A 19,270-nucleotide genomic window follows, 5' to 3' on the forward strand; every position below is an offset into this window, starting at 1 on the left:
TGTTGCTTCTGTAGTTTTTTAGTTTGAAATAGTCAATGTATTTCCGCTAAAATAGGTTTGATAATAGAGTAATGTATAGTTGGCGCCACCATCTTCATCAGATTCTGAAACCACATTGCCGGTATATAAATTATATTCATACCCTTCACAATTACAAGTACAGTAAACGCCGCCGGTAACTTGCATTGTAGAGCAATCACTAGGAGCATGGTTGGGACAACTGGCTTCCCAAGCTAGGAAATTATTGAAACCACGATTGATAACTATAATTCCTTTGATTCCTGCATCGTCGTCACCAATGTAAACAGCGTTTCCAGGAACTGTGAGGTTGTAATACAAAGGTAAGTTGAGGTTTAAGCTTTTGCTAAAGCTAGCTTCTGATAGATACGGATTTCTATCAATATCACTTTTGGCACATGAAATGAATAGAACTATGGTGAGTAAAGAAAAAATTTTTTTCATAGAATGAGGAGACTAATAGTCTCATATAACGTTGAACAAACTGAATTATTTTTTGTCAGATGAACAAAAAAAACGTTGCAAATTACAAAATCAACTTAAATAAAAAATTGTATATTTGCTATGAATCCTCTTCACAACAAAGGGGATTTTTTGTATTTATAAATCAATGAAGTTATGAGTAAAGTATCATATTATACAGCGGAAGGATTAAAGAAATTAAGAGAAGAATTAAATCATTTGAAAGATATTGAAAGACCGCGTGCTTCACAGGCAATTGCCGAAGCTAGAGACAAGGGTGATTTATCTGAGAATGCCGAGTATGATGCTGCAAAAGAAGCACAGGGATTATTAGAAATGAAAATCTCTAAAATGGAAGATACCCTTGCCAATGCAAGATTGATTGATGAATCGCAACTAGACACATCCAAAGTGTTGGTGCTTTCTACGGTGAAGCTAAAAAACCAGGCAAATGGTATGGAAGTAAAATACACGCTTGTAGCTGAAAGTGAAGCCAATTTAAAAGCCGGAAAAATATCTGTAAACTCTCCAATTGGTAAAGGTTTATTAGGTAAGAAAGTTGGCGAAATTGCAGAGATCAAAGTTCCTAACGGAGTTTTGAAAATGGAAGTGCTAGAAATTACTAGATAATATCTTTTTAATCATACACATCATAGAATCCTTTGTATCTTTATGCAAAGGATTTTTTAGTTAGTTTAAATTCAAATAAAATAATGGCAACAATATTTACCAAAATAGTGAATGGAGAAATTCCATGTTATAAAGTAGCAGAAGATGATCAGTTTCTTGCATTTTTAGATGTAAGACCTAATGCAAAAGGACACACTTTGTGTATTCCAAAGCAAGAAGTGAACAAAATTTTTGATTTGGATGAAGAAACGTATATGGGGTTAATGGCATTTTCTAGAAAAGTAGCCTTGGCTATTGAAAAAGCAATTCCTTGTAAAAGAGTAGGTGTTGCCGTTGTAGGTTTAGAAGTTCCACATGTTCATGTACACTTAATTCCATTAAATGAAATGGGAGATATGAATTTTGCCAACGTTGTTGCTATGGAAACGGAAGAATTTAATGCTGTAGCAAAAGCTATTCAAACATATTTATAGCGGTTTTTTCTGAAGAAGGTTATACAGCCTTCTTCAGAGAAATCTGCATAGTAGTTCCTTTTCCAATTTCGGAATGTAATACTTTCACTTTTCCTTGGTGGTAATCTTCAATAATTCTTTTTACCAACGATAAGCCCAATCCCCAGCCGCGTTTTTTTGTAGTAAAACCGGGTTTAAAAACATTTTTATAATCTTGTTTGTGAATTCCTTTTCCGTTATCGGTTACAGTGATTTTCACTTCCTTTTCGGTGTCTTCAATTGCCAACTTCAGCGTTCCTTTGCCTCGCATGGCATCAATAGCATTTTTAACCAAATTTTCAATGGTCCAACCAAAAAGTTGATTGTTGAGTAAAACAGTAATCTCTTTATTAGGCGCTTCAAATGAAAATTCAACTAACTTAGAGGTTCTGGCTTTCAAATAATCAAAGGCACTGTGAGTTTCTGCAACAATATCTAATTCTTGCAATTTAGGGACGGATCCAATTTTTGAGAAACGTTCTGTAATCGTTTGCAATCGGTCAATATCTTTTTCAATTTCGGAAGTAATACTTTCATCAATTTCCATGGTTTTGAGCAATTCTGTCCAACCAAGTAAGGAGGAAAGTGGTGTTCCAATTTGGTGAGCAGTTTCCTTTGCCATTCCCGCCCAAAGTTTATTTTGATCAGATATTTTTGCAGTTCTGTAAAAAAAGTAGACTACCGTTCCAAAAAGAAAAATGATGAGTAATAATGCCAGTGGATAATACTTCAATTTGTTTAGCAACGCCGAATTTCCGTAATAGAGAATCGCAAGTTTTTCACCATTGTCTACTACTTCTATTGGTTGATTTTCATATTGAAATTGATCTATTTTATCATTGATGTAAATGGTATCATTTTCCTTGGTGTCATCCATGTTTTGGGTATACATCAAATTCCCGTCAACATCCATCAAAATCATAGGAGTAGATTTGTTAGACTCCAATATTTTCAACGGAAGCATTAGGTCTACTTCGCTACTTTTGGGCGCATTGATTACAGTTTGTTGCGCGGCAGCCCAAATTTCCATCTTAGTACGTTCTTCATCTTTAAATTTCTGAAAAAAGTTATAAGTATTCCAGAGAATCAAACTTACAATTACAAAGGAGGAAACTATTAAAATCCAACGAATGGTATTTCTTTTTTGAAAAAACATGCAGTGCAATTAGGGTTCTAAATATAAGGTAAAACCAATTATTTTATTGTTTGGGAAGATAAACATTTTAGAAACTTCTATAGATTGTGTAGTTTTGTAATAATTCAGAATAACTCAAATTGCAGGATTAAGATTATAGACGTATGGAAGTAACAGGGAGAATAAAATTAATAGGAAACGTACAAACTTTTGGTAACAACGGATTTAGAAAAAGAGAAATGGTAGTTACTACCGAAGAGCAATATCCGCAACCCATTATGATTGAATTTGTACAGGACAAAACCGATTTGTTAAACAATTTTCAAGTTGGGCAACCGGTAAAAGTAAGTATAAACCTTAGAGGTAGAGAATGGGTAAATCCACAAGGAGAAACCAAGTATTTTAACTCTATTCAAGGTTGGAGAATTGAGTCTATGGCGCAAGATCAGAATCAAGCTCCAGACATGCCGCCAGTTCCGCCAATGGATTCTTTTGAACCGGCAAACGACTTTAAAGAAGACGATTACGATGATTTACCTTTCTAGTAAAGTGTAATAGAAAGTATATAAAAGTGTTTGCTAATGGTAAACACTTTTTTTTGTGGTCTATAAATAAAAAAGTCCCGGAACAAACCGGGACTCAATTCTGTGGTTTTAGGTTGTCTTTACAACAAACTCAAAAAGCAATGATGAAATAAAAAAGGTTGTAAAGACAATAACAAATTTGTCGAATTTTGATGAAATAAAAAAGGAAACCTCTTCATTTTTTAACTTTTTAATGTTAATTTGATATTCTATGATTTTCCTTAACGACAGCCTGCAATTTCCTCATCCTGAAAATGCTTCGCCAGAAGGTATTCTTGCAGTTGGTGGAGATTTATCACCAGAAAGATTGCTTTTGGCTTACAGTGAAGGTATTTTTCCTTGGTTTGATGAAGACCAACCAATACTCTGGTGGTCTCCTGATCCACGTATGGTGCTTTTTCCTGAAAAACTAAAGGTTTCTAAAAGTATGCGTCAAATTTTACGACGCAATGAGTTTGTGGTTACCTTTAATCAAGATTTTGAAAGGGTTATTCGTGCTTGCGCATCTGTAAAGCGAGAAGGTCAATATGGTACTTGGATTACCGAAGATATGATTCAGGCTTATCTAAAGTTACACCACCTTGGTAAGGCTATTTCTGTAGAGGTATACAAAGAAGACGAGTTAGTTGGCGGTTTGTATGGCATAGATTTAGGAACCGTTTTCTGTGGAGAAAGCATGTTTTCTAAAGTGAGCAATGCCTCTAAAACAGGTTTTATAACATTGGTTCAAATGCTGAAAGAAAAAGAGTACACACTTATAGATTGCCAAGTGTATACAGATCATTTGGCTAGTTTAGGAGCAGAAGAAATTCCAAGAATTGAATTTCTAAAATTGTTACATCAGTAAGTTTTATTTACTTCGTTATATCTAAAACAGTCTACTTCGTGGTCATTTACCATTCCGGTTGCTTGCATGTGTGCGTAGATAACCGTGCTACCTACAAATTTAAAACCGCGCTTTTTTAAATCTTTACTTATGGTGTCTGAAATTTCAGTATTGGCAGGAGCTTCTTTATAATTTGTTACCGAGTTTACAATAGGCTTGTGGTCTACAAATTTCCAAATATACTTACTGAAAGAACCAAACTCTTCTTGTATTTTCATAAAAGCTTGCGCATTGCTTACCGTGGCTTTTATCTTCAGCCGGTTTCTTATGATTCCTGGATTTTCTAGTAGAGATGTTAACTTGTCTTCAGTATAATGTGCAATTTTTTTATAATCAAAATTGTCCAAAGCCTCTCGAAAGTTTTCTCTTTTTCTAAGAATAGTGATCCAACTCAATCCTGCCTGAAAAGTTTCCAGAATTAAGAATTCAAAAAGCTTATCATCTTCATATACAGGAACTCCCCATTCTTCATCATGGTATTTTTCGTAGAGGGAATCACCCTCGCACCAACCGCATCTTTTCATAAAAATTTCTTAAAAAACAATAAAATGGATAAATCTGAAAACCAAAGATACAATACAGCCGTACATAAACTGAACATTAAAATTCAAAACTATGAAAATTATTAAATCTACACTTTTAGCATTGCCGTTCCTTTTTATGACGGCGTGTGATTCAGATGACGATGCAGGGATGAACATGCCCGTGCAAGAAGATATGACAACATTTGAGTTGAAATCGGTATCAGATCCTTCCATAATGGGGGAGGCAACTTTTATTAAAAATTCTGATAATACCGTGACTATTGAGTTGGAATTGGATGGAACACCAAGTGGAGGAATGCATCCTGCACACATACATTACAATACTGCTGCAGAAGGCGGTGATATTGCATTAACCTTGGGAACAGTTGATGGTTCCACTGGTATGAGTTCTGTAACAGTAAATACTTTGGATGATGGTTCAAGTATTACGTATGCAGAGTTATTAAATTTTGACGGTTATATAAATGTACACGCAAGTGCTGATGATCTAGGGACATTAGTAGCACAAGGAGATATAGGTCAAAATGCTTTAACTGGAGAAATGATGGCTTACGATCTAAATTCAGTAGCAAATCCTGATATTTCTGGTAGTGCAACGTTTTACGAAAGAATGAATGGAGAAACCTTGATTTCAGTAATGTTGATGAATACACCTGCTGGCGGATCTCACCCAGGGCATATTCACATGAATACAGCTGCAGAAGGTGGCGGAATCGCTTTAACATTGACTCCGGTAGATGGAGATACAGGAATGAGTATGACGAATGCTGCCATGCTTGATGACGGAACTATGGTAACTTATGATGATTTAATTGATTACGATGGATACATCAATATTCATGCAAGTGCCGATGATTTAGCAACATTGGTTGCACAAGGCGATATAGGTCAAAATGCCTTAACTGGTGAATCAATGGCTTATGATTTAAATTCAGTAGCAAATCCTGATATTTCTGGTAGTGCAACCTTCTATGAAAGAATGAATGGAGAAACCTTGATTTCAGTAATGTTAATGAACACACCTGCTGGCGGATCTCACCCAGGGCATATTCATATGAATACAGCTGCAGAAGGTGGCGGAATCGCTTTAACATTGACTCCGGTAAATGGAGATACAGGAATGAGTATGACGAATGCTGCGATGCTTGATGACGGAACTATGGTAACCTATGATGATTTAATTGATTACGATGGATACATCAATATTCATGCAAGTGCCGACGATTTAGCGACATTAGTTGCACAAGGAGACATAGGTCAAAATGCTTTAACTGGAGAAATGATGGCTTATGATCTAAATTCAGTAGCAAATCCTGATATTTCTGGTAGTGCAACCTTCTATGAAAGAATGAATGGAGAAACCTTGATTTCAGTAATGCTAATGAACACACCTGCCGGCGGATCTCATCCAGGGCATATCCATATGAACACTGCAGCAGAAGGTGGCGGAATCGCTTTAACATTGACTCCGGTAAATGGAGATACAGGAATGAGTATGACCAATGCAGCCATGCTTGATGACGGAACTATGGTAACCTATGATGATTTAATTGATTACGATGGATACATCAACATTCATGCAAGTGCCGATGATTTGGCAACATTAGTTGCACAGGGTGATATAGGTCAAAATGCTTTAACTGGAGAAACAACCACCTATAGTTTAGCTACCGTAGATGTAGCAGGAATTAGTGGTAGTGTTATGTTTTCAGAACGTATGAATGGTGAGGCTTTAGCAACTATTATGTTAATGAACACACCAAATGGCGGAATGCACCCAGCACATATTCATATGAATGATGCCGCTACTGGAGGTGGAATTTTATTCACTTTTAACAGTGTTGATGGTACTACAGGAATGAGTAAAACCAATGTGAGTATTCTAGATGATGGTACTTCTTTTATGTACGATGATGTACTTACAGTGAATGGTTATGTAAACGTTCACTTGAGTGCTGATAATCTAGGAACACTTGTAGCGCAAGGAAATATTGGAATTAATGACTAATTTTACATAAGTTCATGTGTTTTTGTTAAAATCCCGGTTCGCCGGGATTTTTTAGTTTATATGATAAAAGTCAGTTTCAAAAATGAATTTGTCTACTATATTTGACCCATGCAGACTTTACAAGTACATACATTATTGAAAGAGAGCATAGCGGAAGGTATGAGTTATGACGCATACCTTAGTTTGGTAGCTACATTGGTAGCTGAAGGAAAATCAACATCGAAAATTCCATCAGAAGAAATGTCGCTTTTCACCAAGCTAAATTACAAGCGGATGCTAAGACTGAACAAAACCATCAAAATAGATGGTAGAGATGAAGAGGTGATTGCCTCTTACAGTAAGAAGGTTACTTGGTTGGTACTTGTTGAAAGCTGGTGCGGTGACGCAGCACAAATTTTACCTATTGTTTACAAAGTGGCAGCTTTGAACAAGAATATCACCTTGAAGATTATTTTACGTGACGAAAACTTAGATGTGATGGATCTTTGTTTAACAAATGGAGCCCGTTCTATTCCTAAGCTTTTGGTCATTAATGAAGATTACGAAATCATCAATGACTTTGGTCCCAGACCAGAGGCGGCTTTAAAGTTGGTTGATGATTTTAGAGAACAATACGGTAAACTTACACCGGAATTTAAGCAATTTTTACAATTGTGGTACAATAAGGATCGCGGTAAAAATACGGTCAAAGATCTTTTGCAATTAATGGTTTGATAGTAAGGTTCACTTTCCTTGAAAAAAATAAGTGATAGTGCCAATCTGCGATGTCTTTTGTGGATTGGCATTAAATTTTGCCTTCTTTGCGTAGTACATAGCGTTTTCTACTAAACATGCGTTGGTAGTAGTAGAACTGGCAATGTTTTGTTCCGTATCTGTGACGGTTCCGTTGTGATTTACTTTGATATTGATCACTACTTTTCCACCGGCTTCACATGTGTATACAGGATTAGGAATTTTTTTCACAGCTATTCTATCTTTTAGAGAATAGGTGATAGTTGTAGCACGTCCACTTTTTTTATTTTGTTTCAATATTTTATCTGGATCTACAGTTCCCAGGTTTTTTTGAGTAGCTCGTTTTCTTCGTTCAGCAGCTTTTTTAATACTCTCAATTCCTGTGTTTTCTGCAATAAGATCCTTTGAAATGTCTTCCTCATTTTCAATTGCTTCAGTTTCTTCCATCTCATCATTTTGATCCTCTTCGGATGGAGCTTCTAAAAATTCTTCAAGAGTTTGATAATTATTTTCGGCCGTCGTTGATGTTTTTATTTCCTTATTGATGGCTTGATGAGTGATTTTTTCTGGAATTTCTTCTTTTTCAGGAAGCTTCTCAGGTTCGGGTTCCATGACCATTTCAACCACATATTGGTCTTCTTTTTTTACCTTATTTAGATTGATGGCATAAGAAAACACTATTACATTTAGTAATATGAGTGCAGAAATAATAAACGCATAATGATTCTTATTCAATCGCATTGGATAAAAATAGAAAATCAGCTAATGTCTTCCTAACGAAGCGTTGTTAAGATATTTATAATGTATGTAATTGATTTACAAATTCTTCTGGAGAAATTGCATCAGAAACGTTGTAATCTCCAATTTTTGTACGGCGTAATTCCGAAAGGTAACCACCAGATTCTAGGGCTTTTCCAAAATCATTTGCTAACGATCGTATGTAGGTTCCTTTACTGCAAACTACTCTAAAAGATACTTTTGGCATTTCTATGGATGTGATTTCAAAAGTGTCAATAGTAATTTTTCTAGAATTGATTTCTACTTCTTTCCCTTCACGTGCAAATTCATACAAGCGCTTACCGTCTTTCTTCAATGCTGAAAAAACAGGCGGATATTGGTCTATTTCACCAATGAACTGGTTGGTAGTTTCTTTGATAAGATCTTTTGTAATATGGTCAATAGAAAAAGTTTGGTTCACTTCAGTTTCCATATCATAAGATGGTGTAGTAGCGCCCAAAGTAATAGTGCCGGTATATTCTTTGATTTGGCCTTGCAATTCCGGAATTCTCTTCGTGAATTTTCCGGTACAGATAATAAGCAAACCACTAGCAAGCGGATCCAAAGTACCAGCATGGCCCACTTTTATTTTTTTGAGTTTAAATTTCTTTTTAATGGCCCATTTAATCTTGTTCACTGCATTAAAAGAAGTCCATGTAAGTGGCTTGTCTATTAATAGTATCTTACCTTCTTTAAAATCTTCCTCCTGCATTTATACAATAATTAATGGCATTACAAAATAGTGAATCAACAAAATGGCTGCTCCTGCAAGAATACGGTAGTATCCAAATACTCTAAAACCATGTTTGCTCAAGTATCCAATAAAAGATTTGATAGCAATCATGGCTACTAGGAAACCAACTATGTTACCTATAATCAATAAATTTATTTGTTCTTGGTTTAGGGTAAAACCTTCTTGATAGTAATCAAATGATTTTTTTAATGTAGCTCCAAGCATCGTAGGAATGGCTAAGAAGAATGAAAATTCAGCAGCTACAGTTCTATTTAGTTTTTGAGTCATACCCCCAACTATGGTAGCGCCACTTCTAGATGTACCCGGTATCATTGCTAAACATTGAAAAAATCCAATTTTTAAAGCAGTCATATAAGATATTTCGGTTTCTTCACCATCACCAAACCAATCGTCTACTTTGATAAGCAAAATACCTCCAATGATAAGTGAAATGGCTACAGTAATTGGGTTTTCTAGTAAACTATCTATAAGATCGCTAAGTAGAAGACCAAGTACCGCAGCAGGTAAAAAGGCTACAAATAATTTTTTATAGAAATCAATACTTTGAAAAAAGCGTTTGAAGTAAAGAATGATTACAGAAAAAATAGTGCCTAATTGGATAACAATAGTAAATAGCTTAGTGAAATCATCTGATGCAATCCCAAAAAAGGAGGATGCAATGATCATGTGACCAGTTGAAGAAACAGGTAAAAACTCTGTTAAACCTTCAATAATGGCCAGCACAATGGCTTCTAGATAGTTCATGTAAAAGTGGGTTGTTAGTTAGTAGTCAGGTAATTTATTTTTCTGTCTTTCGCTTATCCGGGTTGTACAAAATAGCAAATACTTCAATTCCAAAACCAATAAGAATTAAGGTTGGAGCCAATCGTATTCTTCTAAAGCTAAAAACATCTTCATTAAATACATTTGGGTCATCACTGGCACCGCCACTCATAAGTATAAAACCTAGCGCTATTACGGCCAATCCTATCAGCATAAACTGATAGTTTTTCTTCTGAAATACAAAATTCTGTTTAACGGGTTTATTACTTTTCATAATGATTTTTTCAAGATAATTAATAATACAGGTCGTCTGTTCTTAAATTAAGAAAGCGCTGCGTTGCAAAAAAGGTACTTAACCAACTAATCAAAATACCAAATATAAAGATACCACCAAAAATGAACGAAACCATTTGTACGTCTTGTAGCAAGGCCAATTCGGGGTATTTTTGATCTAGAAAAGACATAATGGCCGTCATCACTGCAATGGCAATAATACTTCCTACAATACCTAGTTTAATATTGGTAGCAATAAATGGGCGTCTAATAAAACTCTTGGTAGCGCCCACCATTTGCATGGTTTTTATGATAAACCTTTTGGAATAGATAGAAAGTCTAATAGATGAATTGATAAGTAATACGGCAATTAGCATTACAATACTGCTGGCTATCAAAATACCGTATGATATTTTTTTGACATTGTCATTAAGCAATGTTACCAGTGGAACATCATAAGAAACTTCATCTACAAAGGTATTTCCTTTAACTTCCAAGGCTATATCTGCTAGCTGTTCAGGAGTTACATAAGCTGCTTTAAGGTGAATGTCTATAGAATTCTGCAAAGGATTATCTCCTAAAAACTCCACAAAATTTTCTCCTAAATCCTTCATGAGTACTTCCGCAGCTTCATCTTTGGAAACATATTCAGCCGATTTGGTATAATCTGCTAAAGCTAAACTTTTTTGAAGTTGATCTATTTCTGTTTCTTTTGCTGTTTCTTTCAAATATACGGTTACGGCAACCTGTTCTTTAAAGTGGTTAACCAGTTTTTGCGTGTTTAAGATCAACAAGGCAAGTGTTCCCAGTAAAAACAAAACCAGCGCAATACTGATGGTTACTGAAAAATAAGAAGAAATAAGTTTACGTTTTTGAAATTTGTCAAACGATGTACTCATAGAATTTTTGTGCGTGTCTTATAAGTTTTTGTAAAAGTACTAAAGTAAAATAAAACTTTAGTTGCTATTTAAACATTCCTATAGAAACTTTATTGTTCATTGGGAGTTATGATAGCAGTGTTTTACTTTTTTAAGTAGATGATGGTATTACATGGTTAACTGAAGTTTACGAAAACGTAAGAGTGTTAAAGAATCAATATAATTATGAATTTATCAAAACTGATTTATTTAAAAGTGTTAGTTTTGTGTAGTTTTCAAAATAACCACAACTAAAATTAGAAAATCACAATCATGAGATTAACTGCTTCATTTAACGAAAATACCTGTGTAGTGAAAAGTATTTCCGGCAGTGTATTTGGAGAAATTGAATACGAAGATAAAGTAACCTTCACCAATTGTATTTTTAAGAGTTCACAACGAATTTTACATTTAGAACAAAGTACCATGTTCAAAAGCGTGAGAAAAGTTACCGAAGAAGGAAACTCGGTATACACAACGCAACGAAATACTTGGAGCGGTGCTACGGCGATTGAACCATTAGATTACCGTGTAGTGGATGCTAGTGAAAAGGAACCTACCAAATTAACAGATGCTGATGGTCATCGTTTACTAACGATAAAAAATGATATGCCTGGTGTTGCTAGAAAAAGTATGTCACTGGAAGTCTCTACAGATGTGGATCCTGTGTTGATCTTGTTAACACTTCATCAACACATTTTGGGGAGTTAAAAAGTATCTGTAATCATATATCAGCTGCCTATAAGGGCAGCTTTTTTTTTAAAGTAATTTAAAAATTTGGGTTATCATTTAGAGAAATTCCATCGGTGACATTCTGTAAAGTTCATAAAAGATTAAATTGAAAAGTATGTATGTCACAGGTGTTTAAAGTTGATATTAGTTTTCTGTCTCCTATAAAAAAACTAGTATATTTGTATTTCAAAAGTATAAATTAATGAAAACTAGTTACTACCAAACGTTATTTAAAAAAGTGCTTCGTTTTACTGGAGTGATAAGTATGATTGTTGCAATGGTTTTTGCTTACAGACCAATGTTTACAGGTGATGGCAAGCAATACAGCAATTTAGTATTTATTTTATTGGGGTTAAGTTCTGTGTTTTTAGCCTTGGGGAGTAACCGTGAGTTTTCGATAGTAAACAGCTTGTTGAGTAAATTTCCGGCAATCTATTCTAAAGCAAAATCTGTAATAGTAATAGTGTATGCTATTGCTGTAATAATGGTTCTTGTAATGGGAATTGTAGGTGTTTTTTCAAGCACGCAAAATTCATTCACTTCAATAGGAACTGGTTTCTTGATTTTTGGTTTAGGAGGTTTGGTGATGCTGAATAATATGTTGGTGTCTAAAGATTAACTGCATAGTTGTCTGGTTTATTGTTTATTTTTAAAGGTAAACCTGATTCTTATCATTGTAAGTTCCGAAAAGCTTTTTGAGCCATAATCATGGTAGTGGGTTATGTATATTTGTTTAGAATTAATATAAATAACCATTCAGCTATGAGGCATCATCCAGTTAAAATAGGAATTATTTCATTCTTTATAGTTTTATTTTTTATGCCAATAGGGCATGCTTTAATGGTACTTACCGATGTATTGTTACAAGAGCAAAAGTTATCTGGAGCATTCTTTATTGGATTTTTGGGTTGTTTGTTACTTTTTATAAGCATTAATAGAGAGTTAAAATCTGCAACAGCTACGTTGTTAGGATTGCTGGCAGGAGTGTTGGTGTGGACTGGTTGGATAGAGTTTTCGTTCGTTTGGATTGCTGAAAAATTAAGTACACCTGCCTTAGTACAAAATGGCGTAGTGGTTACAAAACCAGAATATTTGCTAATGCCTTCTTCTTTAGGTTTACTAGGAGCCTTTAGCTTGTTTTATTTATTTACATCCAGTAAGTGTCAGTTTTTTAATTGGTTTCAGAAGCGTTTACATATCAAAAAACATATTAAACAGAAAGAAAAGGGAAAACCAGTAGCAGTAATTACCTTCATAGAAACCATTATGATTCTTTGGGTGTTTTATATGGTATTGTTATTTGTTTATGATGATGGAATTTTTGGTGATCAGCATCCGGTTACATATCTGGTAGCATTTGGTTCGCTGGTGTGGTCTGGGTATTTGCTGCCGAAGTTACTTCGTATTCAAAAGTTTGATTATGCGATTCGATATGCTATTCCTACTGTGATTATTTTCTGGAACTTTGTAGAAATTCTAGGACGTTGGAATTTGTTTAAGGAAGTTTGGATTCATCCTTTGGAGTATTGGAAAGAGTTACTAGGTATTGCAATTGTATTGCTGGGTTTTGTTGCGTATTATCTTCGGAAAACGCAATTTACTAAACGTGATAAATTATTGATATAGTTATTTTTAAGATAGGATGCACATTGAAGAGACCTAAAAATTATCAAGAGGTAGTGCAATGAGTATTCAATTAAAAAGCCGTTAGATAGCATTATCTAACGGCTTTTTATTTATTAAAGGAATCTCTCTTCTCTTAGAAAGACAAGCTATATCCTAAGTTAAATGTTGTACCTGGTGAACGGAACGAGAAGTTTTGGTTTTCTGCTCTGTAAGATTCGTATTCACTTTCTCTATCATCACCTAAGATGTTTTCAATCTTTAAAGTGATTTTTGATTTTTGCTCTTTATCAAGTGTTTTAGAGAAGTTAAAGTTTAAGCTATTAAAAGGAACAGAGTAAACATCAGGAATTAAACCTGCACTACCTACAACTTCCAAAGTTTTTCCTTGAACATTGTAGAAAACACCTGTTACAAGACCAAGATCGCTATTGTTATAGTTTAATCCTGTATTGATCAAGTATGGAGATTGCCCTTGTAAGCTTCTGTTTCTATCTACACTTTCTCCATCTTTTAAGAAAGATGTTCTAGCACTGTATTCCTGATCTGCCATTTTAAGTTTAGAGTCCATCACAGAAACGTTTACGTTTAAGCTTAAGTTCTCCAATCCTTTTGTAATGAAACCAAGATTTTTACGAGCTTCTAATTCTATACCTACAACACTAGCAGACTCAGAGTTACGAGGTGTAATTTGGTCTGGAACTGTTTGATCGTAAGCAACAATTTCGATAGGGTTTTTAAAATCTTTATAGAAACCACTAATAGCAAACATTTGAGCGTTGTTTCCAAAAAATTCGTATCGTAAATCGAAGTTATTCATGTAAGAAGGATCTAAATCTAAGTTACCTAAGAACATTAAACCAGTTAAAAGATCTCTAATCTGTACAGACGATTTTTCTTTAAAACTTGGTCTTGCTGTAGTTCTGTAGTAAGATGCTCTTACGTTTGACTTGTCATTTACACTATAAATTAAGTTAGCAGAAGGGAAAAGATCTAGTACATCAATTACTTTTTCGTTATTGAAGTAAGTATCATTTGTTCCTGTTCCTGTAAAGAAGGTAGTGTAATATTCAGCTCTTAAACCAATAACTGCTTTTAGCGATTCTGAAAAGCTAAATTCATCAGAAATATAAGCTGCTGCTGTATTTTGATTTGCTTCAAAATCATTTACATCTTGGTAGCTAGCTCTAAAATAAGATCCTGATTGATTTTCTGGAGTCCAAATGTTTTCATCTGCTAAAATAGCATCTGGGTTACCATTAAAAATTTCAGTATTAAAGTTCGCTGTGAAGTTGGTATAGAAAGTACTAATTAAGTAATCTCTCTTCTTATAACTATACAATCCACCAAATTTAAGATTTGATTTTCTATCAAATAAAGTATGGCTTTTAGTAAAATCTAATTTACCTATTAAATCTGTCTCTGTTAAATCTCTCCAGATTCTGGCTGGGTAACCTGCATCAGAACTAATTTGGTAAGTTCCGTCTCCGTTATCAATAAATGTTGTTTGTCTTGCATCTTTATCTTGTACGCTTGTAAAAGTTGGAGAAATATTCCATTCTGTTGTGAAAGATGTATCCTCCGAAACATGCTTACCAGAAAGTAACAAGTTTGTAATAGATCTTTGGTTGTATTCCAAATAGTTTTTAATGGCATCAACTCGGTTAGAAACGTTGGTTGTTTGGGTATAAACTGCTGCGTTATCTTCTCCGTTTTGAATATGTAAAACGTTGAATTTGTATTTTGATTTTTCAGTTTTATACGACAATCCTGCTAAACCAGATAAAAGCACTGTGTTTTGAGCAGAAGCACCAGTTCTTAAACGATCTGATCGTAAATCATACAAATCAGATTCTGACCATTTTAGATAGATTCCGTTTTCGAAATTATCATAAAAAGTAGTTTTGTTTTTGTAATCGATAGAAGCAATTAATCCTAATTTATTTTCACCAACATTAAATTGGTTACCATAGCTATATCCTATTCCAAAATTTGGTAAAGAGGTTGTTTTTTTAGCTGCCAAGTTAGAGTTGAAAGCACGTGTTAAAATAACAACATCCTGAGGATTGTTATAGCTTGTAGGTCTTGGTAAGTTTGTATTTGGTGTTAGACTGATAGGAATATCTCTTGTTCCGTCATCAAAACCTAAAAAGTCTGTTGCACCTCCATCATAACTCAAATAATCACTATTTAAATGCATATCTGGGTTATACCCTAAAGACATTGAAATAGATTGATGCTTTTGAGAAGGGAAGTCTTTTGTGATAATGTTTACAACACCACCTGTAAAATCTGCAGGTAGATCTGCAGAGGCAGATTTTGTAACAATAATGTTTTCTAAAATACTCGTTGGAAAAATATCCATCTGAACGGTATTCTTGTCTGGGTCTAAACCAGGAATATCCATTCCATTTAAGATAGATTTTGTATAACGGTCACCTAAACCTCTTACATATACATATTTTCCTCCTTGAACAGAAACTCCGGGAACTGTTTTAATAGCAGATGCAATACTTGATGCACCAGTTTTTTTAATACCTTCCAAAGAAAGTCCGTCCATTAAGGTTACAGATTTTTTCTGAATATTTAATACAGAAGCCTCTGTGTTTTTACGAACACTTGTTGTAATCACTACTTCATCTAACATAGCAGATGCAGGATTAAGTGTTACGTTGATTTCGGTAGCTTTATTAGCTTCCACAACTACACCGGTAATTTCTTTTGTTTCATAACCTACAAAAGAGAACACCAAAGTATAGGTTCCAGGTTCTACATCTAAAGAATACACACCATCAAAATCCGATGTGGCTCCGTTAGCATCTCCTTTGATAACAACATTTGCATAAGGCAAAATATCGTTGAACTCACCATCCATAATTTTACCTGTTACTTTTCCTAGTTGGGCCGACATGAACTGAGGAAGAGCGATGATAGCTAATAAAAATAAATACTTCTTAAACATAAAGCAGTTGTAATGAAATTTGTTATTTTATAAAGTAATATCCAAAGACCGTAAACAGTCTTTGGATATTTGTGTATTATAGGTTTATACTTTTAATACGTGTTATATTTAGAATGCACCTTGAGCGCTAGCGTAGGTCCATCCAAAAACTGATGTAGAAGCTCCTACAGTTGCGTTTGAAGCAGCGTCAATAGCAGTTACATTAGCTCCGAAGTAATCAACAGCTTCTGTAGATAATTCTACTGATGCTTCGTCATCGTTGTAAGCAGATAATAAATCTGCTGCAGTTTCGTATCCATCAGGAAGAACAACCTCTACATTAGCGAAAGTGATGTTTCCATTTTCGAATTCTGAAACAGCATCATTACCGTTGAAACGAACTCCACGACCAAAGTCATATACCAAAACATTTGATAATGCTACCATGTTACCATCTCTGAAATCAGCGATTCTACTTGATGTGTTACCAGCATATCCAATTAGTGTAAGGTTTTCCATAGTATGCATCATTCCAGAGTAATCTGTAGTTCCTTCAGGACCATCTAATTCTAAACCAGTTCCTGAGTTTTCTCCCATGATTACAACTCCGTTAGATAAAGTTCCAGACCATCCTTGATCAGTATCAAAACCATCATCTCCTTGAGAGTAAACAATAGCGTTGCTAACGTTTACTGTACCACCAAACCATTCGATACCGTCATCTTGGTTTGCAACGATTTCAATGTTAGAAATAGTAGTTCCAGAACCAACTCCACCAAGTGTTAATCCGTTGATTTCATTATCTTCACCAATAGTTACACCACCGTGTCTGATAGAGATGTAGTTAAGAATTCCAGAGTTGTCACCTGGTTCTGTTCCACCGTATTGACCGTAAGATTCTGTTGCAGCAATACCTTCAATTTGTGCAGTTTCTGAATCACCAGAAGCAGAGATAGGAGCTTTTCCTAAGATGATAACTCCACCCCATAATCCGTTATTAGCAGTTGTTAAGTTAGTTCCCCATTGTTCACCTACTGCAATATTATCATCAACAGACGTGAAAATAATTGGGTTACTAGAAGTACCTTCAGCCATTAATTTACCACCTTGGTCAACAACCAATGCAGAAGCGTCAGCTTCAAGACCATCTTCACCTTTAATAATTGTACCTGGCTCAATTGTTAATGTGATACCATCGGCAACAATTACTTTACCATCCATAATATAAATATGATCAGCAGTCCAAGTAGTATTTTCTGTTAATTCTCCACTAACAGTTATTTCTACTTCTGTTGAAGTTCCGTCGTCATCTGAAAAAGTAAGTTCATCATCGTCACCACAGCCAACGAATAATGTTGCTAGAAGAGATAGAAATACTAAATTTCTGAATTTTAAATTTTTCATCATTGAATTAATTAAATTGTGTTTTTGTTTTGAGTTAATTATTCAATTCCTCCTATTTGAAGAAATCCCTGCAAAGAAACATGATAAGGGTAAGGAGGTAGTTAATCGATTTTTATCAAAATATTAAATTAACACTAAGCGTTTTTCAGAATTCATTGGAATCAATAACATTAATTTAACATTGTCGTTTTTCGGCATGATTCCCATGGCAAGACTATTATTTTGTTACTTTGCAGCAAATTGAAGCATATGCACTGGGAACAATTACTTTCACTAAAAAAATACGGCGACGCTCATAAAAGATTAAGACTAGAACAAGATGAAACTAGGCTAGGGTTTGAAGTAGATTATGATCGAATTATTTTTTCTTCAGCATTTAGAAGTTTACAAGATAAAACCCAAGTGGTTCCTTTAAGCAAGACAGATTTTGTTCATACAAGACTTACACATAGCTTAGAAGTTTCTGTTGTGGGTAGAAGTTTAGGACGCGTTGTAGGGAAAGCTATTTTAGAAAAACACCCTTATTTGAAAGAGATTCATGGGTATCAAGCAAATGATTTTGGAGCTATAGTAGCTGCCGCTTGTTTGGCTCATGATATTGGAAACCCTCCATTTGGTCATAGCGGAGAAAAAGCTATAGGTGAATTTTTTAGTAAAGGACCGGGATCTATATATAAGGAAGAATTAACGGATAAAGAATTTCAAGATTTAATAGATTTTGAAGGGAATGCAAATGGATTCTCGGTGCTTACAAATTCTATGCATAAAGTAGGAGGAGAACTTAGAATATCCTATGCAACTTTAGGAGCATTTATGAAATACCCTAAAGAATCGCTTCCTAAAAAACCTTCTAAACAAATAGAAGATAAGAAGTATGGTTTCTTTCAGCATGATAAGTTTTTGTTTGAAGATGTAGCAAAAGACCTTGGGCTTATCAAAAAAGAGGGAAATCAAATTGCATATTTTCGTCATCCATTAGCTTTTTTAGTGGAGGCGGCAGATGATATTTGCTACACGATTATAGATTTTGAAGACGGAATTAATAAAGGTCTTATTGACGAAGATTACGCTTTGGAATATTTGAGCGCGATTATCCGTGAAACGGTGAACAGAGATAAATATTCTAAACTAACCTCAAAAGAAGAACGCATAAGCTATTTGCGAGCATTGGCTATTGGAAAATTAATTCAGGATGCTGTAGATGTTTTTCTAAAAAATGAAGAAGCCATTTTACAAGGTAACTTTCATTATGCATTAACAGAGAAAGGAAAGTTCACTGCACAGATGAATGACATTATAAAACTGAGCATTCAAAAAATATATAATAGCACAGAAGTTATTGAAAAAGAAATCATGGGGTATCAAGTATTGCAAACACTTTTAGAAAAGTTTACCACAGCATATACCAATGATATAAAAGGAGAAGCTTCTAATTACGATAAACTGGTACTGAGCTTACTTCCAGAAAAATTCCGAAGAGAGAAAGACACTACTTATGATCGTCTTTTATTTATCTGCCAATATGTTTCGTTGCTCACAGATGGTAGGGCAATGGAAATTTTCAATATTCTAAAAGGAAATCAATCTTAAATAGAA

General features: G+C 34.5%; 20 protein-coding genes. 10 read left to right on the forward strand and 10 right to left on the reverse strand.

The window, feature by feature from the left end; genetic code table 11:
• Nucleotides 1-18 precede the first annotated feature (18 nt).
• The gene (locus tag BM383_RS01785; RefSeq protein ID WP_245766509.1) at nt 19-462 is read right to left on the reverse strand and encodes a Rieske (2Fe-2S) protein; all 444 of its coding nucleotides are present in this window, start codon (nt 460-462) and stop codon (nt 19-21) included.
• Nucleotides 463-636: 174 nt separating this feature from the next.
• Between BM383_RS01785 and greA the strand changes: the two genes are divergently transcribed.
• Together greA and BM383_RS01795 are read left to right on the forward strand one after the other, a co-directional pair.
• A complete protein-coding gene (greA, locus tag BM383_RS01790) occupies nt 637-1,110 on the forward strand; it encodes a transcription elongation factor GreA (RefSeq protein WP_093022162.1) in 474 nt (157 codons plus the stop codon).
• Nucleotides 1,111-1,193: 83 nt separating this feature from the next.
• Nucleotides 1,194-1,583 (forward strand): HIT family protein, encoded by a 390-nt coding sequence (locus tag BM383_RS01795; protein ID WP_093022165.1) that lies wholly within the window; start codon nt 1,194-1,196, stop codon nt 1,581-1,583.
• Nucleotides 1,584-1,602: 19 nt separating this feature from the next.
• Here BM383_RS01795 and BM383_RS01800 read toward each other — a convergent pair whose 3' ends face one another.
• The gene (locus BM383_RS01800; protein WP_093022168.1) at nt 1,603-2,757 is read right to left on the reverse strand and encodes a sensor histidine kinase; all 1,155 of its coding nucleotides are present in this window, start codon (nt 2,755-2,757) and stop codon (nt 1,603-1,605) included.
• A gap of 143 nt (nt 2,758-2,900) precedes the next feature.
• Between BM383_RS01800 and BM383_RS01805 the strand changes: the two genes are divergently transcribed.
• Nucleotides 2,901-3,281, forward strand: a complete 381-nt coding sequence (locus tag BM383_RS01805) for a DUF3127 domain-containing protein (protein WP_093022171.1) — start codon at nt 2,901-2,903, stop codon at nt 3,279-3,281.
• Nucleotides 3,282-3,531: 250 nt separating this feature from the next.
• Nucleotides 3,532-4,167: a leucyl/phenylalanyl-tRNA--protein transferase gene (aat, locus tag BM383_RS01810; RefSeq protein WP_093022173.1), complete on the forward strand. Its 636-nt coding sequence runs from the start codon at nt 3,532-3,534 to the stop codon at nt 4,165-4,167.
• Here the strand turns inward: aat and BM383_RS01815 are convergent.
• Nucleotides 4,161-4,730, reverse strand: a complete 570-nt coding sequence (locus tag BM383_RS01815) for a DNA-3-methyladenine glycosylase I (RefSeq protein ID WP_093022176.1) — start codon at nt 4,728-4,730, stop codon at nt 4,161-4,163. The genes aat and BM383_RS01815 overlap by 7 nt on opposite strands.
• A 91-nt stretch (nt 4,731-4,821) precedes the next feature.
• On the opposite strand from BM383_RS01815, the gene BM383_RS01820 reads away from it, so the two are divergent.
• Both BM383_RS01820 and BM383_RS01825 read left to right on the forward strand, forming a co-directional pair.
• The gene (locus BM383_RS01820) at nt 4,822-6,759 is read left to right on the forward strand and encodes an autotransporter outer membrane beta-barrel domain-containing protein (protein WP_218157903.1); all 1,938 of its coding nucleotides are present in this window, start codon (nt 4,822-4,824) and stop codon (nt 6,757-6,759) included.
• 108 nt (nt 6,760-6,867) lie between these two features.
• A complete protein-coding gene (locus BM383_RS01825; RefSeq protein WP_093022179.1) occupies nt 6,868-7,473 on the forward strand; it encodes a thioredoxin family protein in 606 nt (201 codons plus the stop codon).
• A 9-nt stretch (nt 7,474-7,482) separates the two neighbouring features.
• On the opposite strand, the gene BM383_RS01830 is transcribed toward BM383_RS01825, so the two are convergent.
• From BM383_RS01830 to BM383_RS01850, 5 genes are read right to left on the reverse strand one after another with little or no spacing between them, the layout of a single operon-like run.
• Nucleotides 7,483-8,232, reverse strand: coding sequence for an energy transducer TonB family protein (locus BM383_RS01830; protein ID WP_093022181.1), 750 nt, complete (start codon nt 8,230-8,232; stop codon nt 7,483-7,485).
• Between the two features lie 55 nt (nt 8,233-8,287).
• On the reverse strand, nt 8,288-8,980 hold the full coding sequence (gene truB, locus BM383_RS01835; protein ID WP_093022184.1) for a tRNA pseudouridine(55) synthase TruB: 693 nt from the start codon (nt 8,978-8,980) through the stop codon (nt 8,288-8,290).
• The gene (locus BM383_RS01840; RefSeq protein ID WP_093022187.1) at nt 8,981-9,766 is read right to left on the reverse strand and encodes an undecaprenyl-diphosphate phosphatase; all 786 of its coding nucleotides are present in this window, start codon (nt 9,764-9,766) and stop codon (nt 8,981-8,983) included.
• 34 nt (nt 9,767-9,800) lie between these two features.
• Nucleotides 9,801-10,058 carry a DUF3098 domain-containing protein gene (locus tag BM383_RS01845; protein WP_093022190.1) on the reverse strand — a complete coding sequence of 86 codons (258 nt, stop codon included), beginning with the start codon at nt 10,056-10,058 and terminating at the stop codon, nt 9,801-9,803.
• A 19-nt stretch (nt 10,059-10,077) separates the two neighbouring features.
• Nucleotides 10,078-10,956, reverse strand: coding sequence for a cell division protein FtsX (locus BM383_RS01850; RefSeq protein ID WP_093022192.1), 879 nt, complete (start codon nt 10,954-10,956; stop codon nt 10,078-10,080).
• Nucleotides 10,957-11,247: 291 nt separating this feature from the next.
• On the opposite strand from BM383_RS01850, the gene BM383_RS01855 reads away from it, so the two are divergent.
• From BM383_RS01855 to BM383_RS01865, 3 genes are all read left to right on the forward strand, one after another.
• Nucleotides 11,248-11,685: a hypothetical protein gene (locus tag BM383_RS01855; RefSeq protein WP_093022195.1), complete on the forward strand. Its 438-nt coding sequence runs from the start codon at nt 11,248-11,250 to the stop codon at nt 11,683-11,685.
• Nucleotides 11,686-11,908: 223 nt separating this feature from the next.
• Entirely contained in the window at nt 11,909-12,325 is a 417-nt protein-coding gene (locus BM383_RS01860) for a hypothetical protein (RefSeq protein ID WP_093022198.1), read from the forward strand.
• 143 nt (nt 12,326-12,468) lie between these two features.
• Nucleotides 12,469-13,332, forward strand: a complete 864-nt coding sequence (locus BM383_RS01865) for a hypothetical protein (protein ID WP_177229052.1) — start codon at nt 12,469-12,471, stop codon at nt 13,330-13,332.
• Between the two features lie 133 nt (nt 13,333-13,465).
• Here the strand turns inward: BM383_RS01865 and BM383_RS01870 are convergent, their stop codons facing one another.
• Nucleotides 13,466-16,291, reverse strand: a complete 2,826-nt coding sequence (locus BM383_RS01870) for a TonB-dependent receptor (protein ID WP_093022201.1) — start codon at nt 16,289-16,291, stop codon at nt 13,466-13,468.
• Nucleotides 16,292-16,399: 108 nt separating this feature from the next.
• Entirely contained in the window at nt 16,400-17,674 is a 1,275-nt protein-coding gene (locus tag BM383_RS01875; RefSeq protein WP_093022204.1) for a hypothetical protein, read from the reverse strand.
• Between the two features lie 249 nt (nt 17,675-17,923).
• On the opposite strand from BM383_RS01875, the gene BM383_RS01880 reads away from it, so the two are divergent.
• Complete coding sequence (locus BM383_RS01880; RefSeq protein ID WP_093022207.1) at nt 17,924-19,264, forward strand: deoxyguanosinetriphosphate triphosphohydrolase; 1,341 nt, start codon at nt 17,924-17,926, stop codon at nt 19,262-19,264.
• The last annotated feature ends 6 nt before the right edge of the window (nt 19,265-19,270 follow it).

Source organism: Pustulibacterium marinum (assembly GCF_900116665.1).
Classification (GTDB): domain Bacteria; phylum Bacteroidota; class Bacteroidia; order Flavobacteriales; family Flavobacteriaceae; genus Pustulibacterium; species Pustulibacterium marinum.